At 35.8% G+C, this 1,661-nt stretch carries 1 protein-coding gene; it reads right to left on the reverse strand.

Annotated features, from left to right (window positions below):
• Positions 1–449: 449 nt before the first annotated feature.
• Positions 450–1,574 (reverse strand): hypothetical protein, encoded by a 1,125-nt coding sequence (locus tag YWE_RS0120870; protein ID WP_029096207.1) that lies wholly within the window; start codon positions 1,572–1,574, stop codon positions 450–452.
• Positions 1,575–1,661: the final 87 nt, after the last annotated feature.

The raw sequence follows: 1,661 nt of genomic DNA on the forward strand, positions 1-1,661 counted from the left end.
TTCCTCAAAGAGAATAAGGCAACAGTAAGCCCGAAGGTTTGTTGCAGGAGTGGTAGGGTTCAGGGGGATAATATCTATCTGACATTATTTCTAAGGGGGGGATTCTTGGCGAACATGAAACGTAGTGGCACCGAATAATGGCGATTCACTTAGAATTAAGAAGAAACTGAAAAACCAACGAATTTCGTTATGACTGTTTCGTTGAGTACCTGAAGGATGCCCGCTATAAAGACTTGTTTTTGGGGATCGCGTGAATAGGCGTTGGTTGTTTTTTGCAACTAAAGGTGAGTCTCATAACACACGATAACCGTTCACGATGATAACCGTTCACGATGATAGCCAAGGCTAATTGCTATCATCGCGACGCGTAAGAAGGGATTAAATGGGACTGGACCTCATAAATTTTGCTGATAAACAAGAGGGGGTACCCTACTATTGTAGATTCCCCCTTACGATTTATTTGATTGTCCATTCATGAAGGAAATGAACATGGACAGTACGTCGTTAATGTCACCGTCCATGTGCTTGGCAAGCATATCAAGCCCTTTTCTATTTTTAGCATTTATCGTGACTGTGTTTTGTTTGCTTTTTTTAGTTCCATCACTGTGTTTTTTTTGTATCCATGACTTTTTCATTTTTTCAAGAAACTGACGACTATCCTCACTGAAAAAATTCTTTTCTGAAGACCACAGGTCAAATACAGTATGTATGGAGTCATAGATATCGTCATGGCTTGTGAATTCAAGCCCTACTGGGATTATTTTCTTTTTTTGAAGATATCGCCATGCCCATAAGCATTGTGAGGTATCTTTCTTATTTAACCAATAGAAGGGCTCGGGAAAACTACGGTATTGTATAATCCATTTTTTCCTAATGACATCAGCGTAATGATGCTTTTCACGCAGACTGAGATTCATGTTATCAAATTCAATCAGGATTTTTAAACGTCGCTCTGCTTTAGTTGTGAAATTGTTTATTAAAAATGGATTTTCACCACACTTTATTTCTACGTCTAAATCTAATAGCTCTGCGCTTACTATATTTTCAGCACGCTGATTGTCGTCTATTCTTTCGTTGAGATTATGAGTATCTTCTTTCTCTGAAAAATCCGCTGCATTATTTAAAGCTTGTGTATATTTTTTGCTAAAACAATCGTATGTATTTGAGGTGATACGTTCATTATCGGGTTTTTCATCCATTAATCGACGTTGATTAACCCCGTGTTCTAATGTAGTCAGACTTAGCTTTCTACTCACCATTTCAAAAGCAAAATTACAAGCCCTCGGGTTATTGTTAAGCCATCTAAACGTCCCCTCGCTAATTAACTTATTTTCCGCTGCTTTCTGCATGTCTGACATGGCTTTCGATATTCTTGCTACATCTAATTTGAACAACATGTTTTTTATTATATTAAAATAGTCATCTTTCGTTAAATACTCACTCTCATTTTTACCATCAAAGTCTAAACCTATATATTCTCTAAGGTATTTTAAATAAAACTTAAGCTCTCTTATTTCACCATTTCTTATCGGGCGTAGACTTAAAATGCTTGCGTCGATACTCATTTCTTTCATTTTATTCATCCATCATTATAAATAAATTTATATTCTGATTTTAACATATTTATTTGATTTTTAAAACCTGATTATTTCATGGTTATT

It is taken from the genome of Budvicia aquatica DSM 5075 = ATCC 35567, from assembly GCF_000427805.1.
Taxonomy (GTDB): domain Bacteria; phylum Pseudomonadota; class Gammaproteobacteria; order Enterobacterales; family Enterobacteriaceae; genus Budvicia; species Budvicia aquatica.

What these genes read in the sequence shown, in the direction of transcription:
- YWE_RS0120870 (WP_029096207.1), bottom strand. Translation starts at nt 1,574, where the DNA reads ATGAAAGAAATGAGTATCGACGCAAGCATTTTAAGTCTACGCCCGATA.